The organism is Rhodothermales bacterium (assembly GCA_041391505.1).
Lineage (GTDB): Bacteria > Bacteroidota > Rhodothermia > Rhodothermales > JAHQVL01 > JAWKNW01.
In genome coordinates, this window is the sequence record JAWKNW010000014.1 from 140,930 (window position 1) to 150,122 (window position 9,193).

The following is a 9,193-nucleotide window of genomic DNA, read 5'->3' on the forward strand; positions in this document are numbered from 1 at the left end:
GGCGCGGCGCGCGTTACGACCATGAAACGTTCCGAACAGTCAACTCCGTTTGTAACCGAGGCGCCCCGGATTCTGGAGTCTCCCGAAGAGGTGCTCAGCACGCTGGGCGCCGACGGGAAACGGCGCTGGATCTATCCGGTATCCAGCCCGGGCCGGTACTTCAACTGGCGCCGGATCGTGGGCTACGTGCTCGTGGTGCTGTACCTGGCGCTCCCCGTGATCCACATCGGCGGCAAGCCGGCGGTCATGCTGGATTTCGTGCATCGGGAGTTCGCCCTGTTCGGCCTGACGTTTTACCCGACCGATACCCTGCTTCTCCTCGGCTTCGGGGTGAGCATGGTGCTGGTGGTGATCATCGGCACCGCCCTGCTCGGCCGCGTCTGGTGTGGATGGGCCTGTCCGCAAACCGTATATCTCGAGTTTGTGTTCAGGCCCATCGAACGCCTGATCGAGGGGAAGGAGCACGTGCGGTCGCGCCGCGACGCCGGCCCGATGAACTGGGACAAGGCCTGGCGCAAGGGGCTCAAGCTCAGCATCTATCTGCTGATCGCGCTCCTGCTCGCCCACACCTTCGTGGCGTATTTCGTGGGGTGGCAGACGCTGATCGACTGGATGCTGGATCCGCCCGGCGAACACTTCGGATTTTTCGGGATGATGGCCCTGACGACGGGGTTGATCCTGTACGATTTCGGCTACTTCCGCGAGCAGATGTGCACGATCGCGTGCCCGTATGCCCGCATGCAGTCGGTGCTCCTCGATCCCGACTCCCTGATCGTTTCGTACGACCCCGGGCGCGGCGAGCCGCGCGCCAAGCGGTCCCGCAAGACGATGGAGGAAGAGGCCGCCGGCGTGCGGCCGGCTCAGGGCGACTGCATCGACTGCCTCGCGTGCGTCCGCACCTGCCCGACGGGGATCGACATCCGCAACGGCCTGCAGATGGAATGCATCGCCTGCACGCAGTGCATCGACGCGTGCGATTCCATTATGGACAAGATCGGCAAGCCGCGCGGCCTCGTACGGTATACGTCCGAACATGCGCTCGCCGGCAAGGAGTCCCGGCTCTTCCGCCCGCGAACCATCCTCTACACCCTGCTGATCGGGCTGGTGTCGACCCTCTTCGTCGTCGGGCTCGTGCTGCGCTCGGATTACGATATCAATGTCGGGCGCGTGACGGGTTCGCCGTTCACCGAACTGCCGGACGGCTCCATCGCAAACCGGCTGCGTTTCCGCGTGCGCAACCAGACCGGCGCCACGACGACGATGACGATCACCGGCTTGCCGAAGGATCAGATCGAAATGCGGTTCGTCGGCGTGCACCCGATGCCGATCCAGCCGGGCGAGATGATCCGGCTCGAGGCCTGGGTTGTCGTCCAGCCCGACTATTTCAAAACATCCACCAGCCGCGAAACGACCTTTGACGTGTCGTTTTCCGACGGTGTCACCGAAACGGTTTCGTTTCCCTTACTCGGTCCGTCCGCGCATGAACCAGCCAACAACTAACGGCCACGCCGGCACGCCCCATTCCGGCTGGCAGTGGCCCGCGTTTGTGATCGCTCTGCTCCTCACGAGCGTGGTCACGATGAGCATCGTGGTCTTTCTGGCGCGTTCCGACGGCGGGGCGCAGGTGATCGACGACTACTACCAGAAGGCCGTCGACTACGACGTCCGGCGCGCGGAGCAGGCCCGCAGCGACGCCCTGGGATGGAGCGCCGCCATCGAGGTCACCGCGCACGCGGAGGGTCGGCTCGTGCGCTGCGTCATCCGCGATAGCGCCGGCGCGGCCGTGCCGGGCCTGAACGTGACGCTGACCGCCTACCGCCCCCAGTTTGTGGACGCCCGCGCCGAAGTGACGCTGGCAGCTACCTCGACGCCCGGCACCTACGAAGCCATCGCATCGCTCGAAGGGGAGGGGCTCTGGGATTTTTATGTCCGGGCGACCACCGATACCTCCGCCTTCATCACGAACGTTCGCACCGAGCTCTAGGCGGCATGGCCTTGCCGGCCTTCGCGTCTCGAATGGCATGACCGAAACGACCCTCATATCTCCGCCGGTTTCGGCCCGGACCGTGCCCTGTGCGCACTGCGGTCTGCCGGCGCCGGCGGTCGAAGGCGAGCCGTCGTTCTGCTGCACGGGGTGTGAGATGGTGTACCGCGCCCTGCACGACGCCGGCCTGGACGAGACCTTTTACCACCTGCGCGACGTCCAGGAGACGGCGTCCGGCAGGGCGGACGAAACGAGGCTCGACGAGCTTTTTCTGGCCGAAATCGACAGTCCGGCCTTCCTGGCGGCGCACACGCGGCTGGACGAGGCCGGCCTGCGCGAAGGGACGTTTCAGCTGGAAGGGATACACTGCGCCGGGTGCGTCTGGCTCGTCGAGCAGATGCCCCAGATCGTCCCGGGCGTTGCCGAGGCCCGGCTGAATCTGGTGCGCGGCCGGCTCCGGCTCCGCTGGAACGCCGAACGGGTATCGCTTCCCACCGTGGCGCGCTGGCTGGCCCGTTTTGGCTACCGGCTACAGACCGTATCGGCGGAGGCGCAGGGCGCGCCGGAGGCCGAACGCCGGCTCCTGCGCCGTGTCGGCGCCGCGTGGTCGCTCGCCGGCAACGTCATGCTGCTCGCCGTGGCGGAGTACGCGGGGCTCGACATCGTCCGGGAGCCGCAGCTGGCCACGGGCGCGCGCTGGTTGAGTTTCGCGCTCACCTGCGTGGCGCTGGTATACGGGGGGCGGCCGTTTTTCTCCTCGGCCTGGGAATCGCTGCGAACCAGCGTGCGCGTGCGCAACCTGCGCAACATGCACATGGATACGCCCATCGCCCTCGGCGTGCTGATTGCGTTCCTGCACAGCGCGTGGACCACGATCCAGGGCAGCGCCGGCGACGTCTGGTTCGATTCGATCAGCGTGCTTATCGCCGCGTTGCTGACGGCGCGCTGGCTGCAGTTCCGCAGCCTGCGCTGGGCGCAGGAGACCGCGAACCGGTTGCTCCGGCTGATCCCCGTCATGGCGCGCAAGGTGATCGACGGCGCGGAACGCGCGCTCGTCCCGTGCACGGCGCTGGGGGCCGGCGACACCATCGAAGTGCTTGCCGGCGAGGTGGTCCCCGTGGACGGTGTCGTTCTGGATGGCATCTCGGCGATCGACAACGCCGCGCTGACCGGTGAGTCGCGCCCGCTGACCATCGCCCCGGGCGCGCCGGTGGAAGCCGGCGCCATCAACCGCGGCGCCGACCTGCTCGTCCGCGTCGATGCCGCCGGCGGGGAGACCCGGCTCGGCCGGCTGCTGGACTGGGTGGAGCGCAGCGAGAGCGACCGCGCCCCGGTATCGTATCTGGTCGACCGCATCAGCGCCTACTTCGTGCTGGCGGTGCTGGGGCTGACGCTGATCACGGGATGGATCTGGTGGTCCGTCGATCCGTCCCGGGCCGTGTTCAACATGGTCGCCCTGCTTGTGATCACCTGCCCGTGCGCGCTCGCCATGGCCACGCCGCTGAGCCTGGCCGTCGCGACGGGACGCGCGGCCGGCCTGGGTGTGTTCATGAAACACGAATCGGTGTTTCAGACACTGCACGATGCGGACACCCTCGTATTCGACAAAACCGGCACCCTGACCGCCGGCGCGTTGCGCGTGGTCGATCTGGAGGGCGATGCGTCCGTTCTCGGCGACGCGGGGGCGCTGGAACGGGGCCTCACCCATCCCGTGGCGCGGGTGCTCGAGGCCTACGCCTCCGACGATCAGGCGGATGACCGCGTGCTTGTGCCCGGAAAGGGCGTCGAGGGCATCGTACGGGGCCGGCGCGTGCGGCTCGGCCGGCCCGACTGGGTCTTTGGGGCCGCGGAGGCGCCTCCGTCGCTCCGCGCCGCCGTGGACACCTACACGCGGCACGGGCATGTCACGGTCGTCGTATCGGTCGATGCGCGGCCGGTCGCCGTGCTGGCGCTCGCGGATGCCGTGCGGCCCGACGCCCGCCGGCTCGTGGCGCGGCTGCAGGCCGAGGGAAAAACGATCCATCTGCTCTCCGGTGACCATCCGAGCGTCGTCGCGTCCATCGCGGAACGCCTCGGCATCGCGCCGGAGCGGGCGACCGGGTATGCCACGCCGGAGCAAAAACAGACCTACATCCAGCGGTTGCGCGACGCGGGCCACGTCGTCGCGATGATCGGGGACGGGATCAACGACGCGGCCGCCCTGCGGGCGTCGTCGGTCGGGATCGCCGTCGCCGGGACGCTGTCGCCCGGCTTCTCGGCGGCCGATGTGTACGTCGCCCGGGAAGGGCTGGCCGGATTGCGCCACCTGTTTTCAGCGACCGCCGATGTGCTTCGCCGGATTCGCATCACCCTGTGGTTTTCGCTCGCGTACAATCTCGCCGGCGCCCTGGCCGCGATGGCCGGCGTCGTGCATCCCCTGCTGGCGGCCATCGCGATGCCGGTCAGCTCGCTCATCGTGGCCTTGCTGGCCTCGGCGCCCGCGCGTGCCGTACGCGATGAAACAGAGGAATAACCTCATGAATGTCCTATACATCCTGGTACCTGTCGCCCTCGCCCTGGCCGGACTCAGCGTGCTCGCCTTCCGGTGGGCCAGCTCCAGCGGCCAGTTCGACGACGTGCATACGCCGGCGCTCCGCGTGATCATGGATGACACCCCGGCTCCGAACGCAAACCAACACAACCATGAGCAGTAATATCAACCTCGTCGCCCCCGTCAACGAGAGCGCCGCCGAGGCCGGCGCAACCACGTTCGAGTGGAGCGCACCGTCTCTTTCCGACGCCCTGCGTCTTCAGGTCGCGCGCGACAGCAGCTTCAGCGATGTCGTGTTCGACGCGCGCATCCCGCGCACCACCGTCTTCACGCTGTTCAATACCCTGCGTCCGAGCGAGTCCGCCTATTTCTGGCGCGTGCAGTCGGGCCGCGCGGGGCAGGAGGCGTGGAGCGAGACGGGCCGCTTTATCGCGGTGTCGGATGAGGCGATGGCGGCGCCGGCACGGCCGGCGGCCCAGGCTTCCGCGGCCCCCGCGTCGCGGCCGGTCAGCGCTCCGTCGCATGCGGCTCCGCGCCCGCCCTCCATGCGCCGGGCTGCCGGCGACGAGGTGGTCTCGCCCTATCTGATCGAATCCACCCCGAGTGGTATGAGCACGGCCGTTCTGGTGGTCGCCGTCGTGATGATGATCGCCATCGGCATCCTGGCGACGATGGGCAATGTGTGGCCCTGACGCCGGAGCGCGTCAGACGATGACGGGGTCGAGCACGACGGGCTCGATCCCGCACGAATCTGGGAGATACGGCGGGGTGATCGTGAGCAGGTGGGTCGCGCCGGCGGCGCGCATGGCCGCAAGCAGCTGCGCCTGCCGGACGTCGTCGCCGACCAGTTGATAGGTCCGCGCGCAGGCGATCCATGCCTCGGCGGGCGGGTCCGTCAGGATCGTAAAGCGGGCGCGCAGCGCGTCCAGATGCGCCGTCGCGGCCTCGGGGGAAAGATCGTGCCCGTTGAGCATGGCCGGCCGCGTGAGCAAACTCCACAGATCGGGCAGCATACGCCCCTCGATGAGGCAGACATGGCCTTCCGCGACGAGTTCGTCCACGGCATCCTTCACGGACTGATGCCATACACTGGATGGGTCGTGCAATTCGATCAGGATGTCGTAGTCGAGCAGATACGTCGCCATTACGGTCTATCGGATTACAGATCTCTATTTCCTGTCACCTGCAGGCGCCCGAACTGCCGTATCGTGACGGTGCGCACGGGCCTTAATCTCTATCGTGGATGGGCCTCATGCCCCTGACGCGTTCAACTGGGGCACGCTTCGGCGATGTGTTCAAGCAGCCACGCCCTCAATTCCTCGATATTGGCCTGCAAATCGACCCGCTGTTTATCGGCGATGCGCGGCGCATAGTCGATCATGGGGCCCACGACGGTGCAGGCCTCGACGTGGTCGCTGATGACGGCTGCGTAGCTCGTTTCGATGCCGTCTTCCTCGCTCTGCGCGGGGTCGCCGCCGGGCAGGCTCGGGGTATAACCGAGGCCGATGAGCACATAACGCACGAGCGCGGCCTCGTCTTCGCTCACGATGTCGACGTACACGCGAGGACGTTCGGCGCCGGGATCCTGCGCCGGCTTTTTTTCGCCGCTGCCGCCCAGGATGTACGCGGCGAGCTCACCCACCTTGCCCGGTAGCTGCACGATCATCTCGATCAGGTCCGGTGCGGTAAGCCGGGCATGCGGCATCCGGCGGTAAGAATCCACGAGGACGTAGGGTGAACCGCTGTGCCCGATGCCGGCGATTTTGACCAGGAGGTTGGCGCTCCGCACCAGGTTGCCGAGCGTTCCGAAAACGACATCCGGTTTTTCGTGATGCTGCTCGATGGCATGGATGAGCGAATCCGGCAGCCGCCACTGACGGCCGACGATCGCGCCGATGTTGGCGTGCGTGTGCCCGATGCGTTGCTGTTCGAGCTTGAAGAGCGGCTTGTCCGCCGTGGCGGACTCCACCAGCAGCTGGCCATAGGCCGCGCCGCTATGGTGCAGCATCACCAGCTTGCCAAAATCGTGCAGCAGGCCGCAGGTGAAGGCCTCCTCCGGATAGGGCATGCCCGTACGGGACGCCAGGTACCGCGCCGCGATCGCGACGGCGACGGAGTGTTTCCAGAAGCCCTCGTCCCCGCCGGGCCAGGTGACGCGCGACGCGGCCTTCAGGCTCCGCATGGCATCGATCATCACGATATCGATGACGGCGTCGCGACCCAGGGTCACGAGCGCCCGCGCCAGGTCCGTAATCGGCCGTCGCAGCCCGTTTCGCGACGAGTTGGCGTATTTCATGAGCGTGCTGCTCAACGAGGCATCGGTTGCGATGATGCGCGAAATAGCACCAAAGTCGAGCGGCTCCTGCCGCGCCAGTTTGAGGACTTTAAAGGCGAGAAGAGGCGGAGAGGGTATGGCGCCTGTGATCGCTTGCATGGAATTGGGGCATCTAATAACGACGAGTAGAGAAGGACTCCGTTCGTGTTATCGGCACATCGCCTGAGGGGCTAAGCCTTCAAGAATAATCCGCGGGAAGGAAGCCGAGAGGTGCGCAGAAGGCCGGTGTAAGGGGGCGTCCTTCACAACTTTCGGCGCCGCCCCCAGCGGCCCGATGGTGCAACCCTGCTCATGGCCGGCGCCTGCCCGTCCTATTTTGGAAACGACCGAAATCCGCTCGGCGTGGGCGCTTTCCGGTGTCATCGATCCATGCCGTCACCGAGCATCAGGGGGTATCGCCATGTTGCATGTTGAGACCATCGTCTGCCCGACGGATTTTTCGTCCAGCGCGGCCCATGCGCTCTCCCACGCGGCTTTTCTGGCGCGGGTCTATGGAGCGCGACTCCATGTACTTCATGTCGTGGAATTGCCGGCGTTGAGCATGCCGCACATTCGCGAAGATTATTTTGTCGAGCATAAAAAGAAAGCCGAGGCGGCGATCGTGAATGCGCTGAGCGGCGAGGACCTGGCCGGGGTGGCGGTGGAGCGGATCGTGGTTCCGGGGCCGGAGGCGACGCCGGCGGGCCCCGCCATCGTCGAATACGCCCGTCAGCACGACGCGGACCTGATCGTCATCGGAACGCACGGCCGGCGCGGCATGCGGCGCCTGTTCATGGGCAGTGTGGCGGAAGAGGTCGTGCGTGAAGCGCCCTGTCCGGTGCTGACGGTACGCGCCGAGGCGGATGACGCCTTCCCCGCGCGCCCGGTCCGCCGCATCCTGGCGCCGCTCGACTTCTCGGCGCACAGCGAACGTGCGCTGTTGTACGCGACGGAGCTGGCCGCCCTGTACCATGCGCGGCTGGTGCTGCTCCACGTCCTGTACGAGCCGATTCCGCGGAGCTTGTACGGGATGGCGCTCGATCCGGGGTACGGCATCCTGCAGGAGGTCGAGACCTGGGTCAATCAGAAAATGGCGGAGGCGGAGGCGTTCGTCCGGAAGGCCGGCATCGAGGTGGAAACCCATATCGAAAAGGGCCATCCGGCGGACCGCATCCTCGACTTCGCGTCGCGGTCGGATATCGATGTGCTCGTGATGGCCTCGCACGGGCTGACGGGGCTCGATCGGTTCGTGTTCGGCAACGTCGCCGAAAAAGTCATTCGCGAGGCGCCGGCGCCGGTGTTCGTCCTCAAAGCGTTCGGGAAGGATGTGGCGGATTACGCGACGTCCGAAAACCGGGCGCTGGAGCCCCAGACCGAATAAGCGCCGCGGCCGAATTTTATCCCGCCGGCCTCGTGTCCCCTCCGGGATGCCGATGCCGGCTTATTCACTTTACGATTCGTTTCAAACGCCATGAATGTCACATTGCAGGGGACCCATCTCGAACTCACAGAGGAGCTTCGGGCATTGGTCATGGAAAAGGTGGTGGACTGTTTTCACGTCCTCGGAGACATGAACCTGGATGCCGTATTTCTCGATATCGAACTGGAACGGACCACGCGCCGGCATCCCCTGGAACGCGATACGGAACAGCAGTACCGGGCCGAAGCGCTGGTCAATCTGCCGGGCCACACCATCCGAACCGAAGGCTCTGCGCCGGACGTCGAGCAGGCCATCGTCCAGTTAAAACACAGCCTCTCCCGCGAGCTGCGCGAGTGGCGTGAACGGGTGATCGACCGGGCGCGGAAAGGCGGACGCGACGCCAAGAAGATGCTGGGCGAAGAGTCGGTCTAGCGGACCCTGCGCATCGCGGTCATCCTTCCCTATCGAACCGGTTATCCAACAAGGTCATGGAAGCTACCACGAGATCCAACGCGTCCCGCGCGAAAACGCCTGACGCCCCACGCGGCACCGATCTCACCGACGAACAGCTAGCCTATTTTCGCCGGCGCATCCTCGCCATGCGCGCGGAGATCGTCCAGCAAATCAACCTGGTTCACGAACAGGCTGCCGGCGACATGGAGCGGGCCGAACTCGAGCTGGATGGGCATCATCATATCGCGGAGGTGGATCACGATGTCCTCTCCATCCTGAGCACACGCCATCTGGACGTGCTGAACGCCCTCGATGCCGCGCTCGAACGGATCGACGACGGGACCTACGGGATCTGCCGCATCACGGGCAAGCGCATCCCGCTGGAGCGGCTCGAAGCGATGCCCTATGCGGATCTGTCGGCGCCGGCGAGCGCGCGTCTGGCGGCCTCGTCGAGTCATTAGGCGGCGGCGGGGATGCCCCGCTACGTACCGT

At 66.2% G+C, this 9,193-nt stretch carries 10 protein-coding genes; 8 read left to right on the top strand and 2 right to left on the bottom strand.

What is annotated here, in order from left to right; translation table 11 throughout:
* Window positions 1-21: 21 nt before the first annotated feature.
* Genes ccoG through R2834_14600 form a run of 5 tightly spaced genes read left to right on the top strand, consistent with a single transcriptional unit; the run spans window position 22 to window position 5,206 of the window.
* Window positions 22-1,500 (top strand): cytochrome c oxidase accessory protein CcoG, encoded by a 1,479-nt coding sequence (gene ccoG / locus R2834_14580; GenBank protein ID MEZ4701560.1) that lies wholly within the window; start codon window positions 22-24, stop codon window positions 1,498-1,500.
* A complete protein-coding gene (locus R2834_14585) occupies window positions 1,481-1,984 on the top strand; it encodes a FixH family protein (GenBank protein MEZ4701561.1) in 504 nt (167 codons plus the stop codon). Before ccoG ends, R2834_14585 begins: the two co-directional genes overlap by 20 nt.
* A gap of 37 nt (window positions 1,985-2,021) precedes the next feature.
* The gene (locus R2834_14590) at window positions 2,022-4,496 is read left to right on the top strand and encodes a heavy metal translocating P-type ATPase (GenBank protein ID MEZ4701562.1); all 2,475 of its coding nucleotides are present in this window, start codon (window positions 2,022-2,024) and stop codon (window positions 4,494-4,496) included.
* A gap of 4 nt (window positions 4,497-4,500) precedes the next feature.
* A complete protein-coding gene (gene ccoS / locus R2834_14595; GenBank protein ID MEZ4701563.1) occupies window positions 4,501-4,677 on the top strand; it encodes a cbb3-type cytochrome oxidase assembly protein CcoS in 177 nt (58 codons plus the stop codon).
* The gene (locus R2834_14600) at window positions 4,667-5,206 is read left to right on the top strand and encodes a hypothetical protein (protein ID MEZ4701564.1); all 540 of its coding nucleotides are present in this window, start codon (window positions 4,667-4,669) and stop codon (window positions 5,204-5,206) included. Before ccoS ends, R2834_14600 begins: the two co-directional genes overlap by 11 nt.
* A gap of 12 nt (window positions 5,207-5,218) precedes the next feature.
* On the opposite strand, the gene R2834_14605 is transcribed toward R2834_14600, so the two are convergent.
* Window positions 5,219-5,659: a hypothetical protein gene (locus R2834_14605; protein ID MEZ4701565.1), complete on the bottom strand. Its 441-nt coding sequence runs from the start codon at window positions 5,657-5,659 to the stop codon at window positions 5,219-5,221.
* A gap of 122 nt (window positions 5,660-5,781) precedes the next feature.
* Window positions 5,782-6,948, bottom strand: a complete 1,167-nt coding sequence (locus R2834_14610; GenBank protein MEZ4701566.1) for an HDOD domain-containing protein — start codon at window positions 6,946-6,948, stop codon at window positions 5,782-5,784.
* A 301-nt stretch (window positions 6,949-7,249) separates the two neighbouring features.
* On the opposite strand from R2834_14610, the gene R2834_14615 reads away from it, so the two are divergent.
* The 3 genes from R2834_14615 (at window position 7,250) to R2834_14625 (ending at window position 9,162) form a co-directional block, all read left to right on the top strand.
* On the top strand, window positions 7,250-8,209 hold the full coding sequence (locus R2834_14615) for a universal stress protein (protein MEZ4701567.1): 960 nt from the start codon (window positions 7,250-7,252) through the stop codon (window positions 8,207-8,209).
* Between the two features lie 90 nt (window positions 8,210-8,299).
* Entirely contained in the window at window positions 8,300-8,680 is a 381-nt protein-coding gene (locus R2834_14620) for an HPF/RaiA family ribosome-associated protein (protein MEZ4701568.1), read from the top strand.
* Window positions 8,681-8,736: 56 nt separating this feature from the next.
* Window positions 8,737-9,162: a TraR/DksA C4-type zinc finger protein gene (locus R2834_14625; GenBank protein MEZ4701569.1), complete on the top strand. Its 426-nt coding sequence runs from the start codon at window positions 8,737-8,739 to the stop codon at window positions 9,160-9,162.
* Window positions 9,163-9,193: the final 31 nt, after the last annotated feature.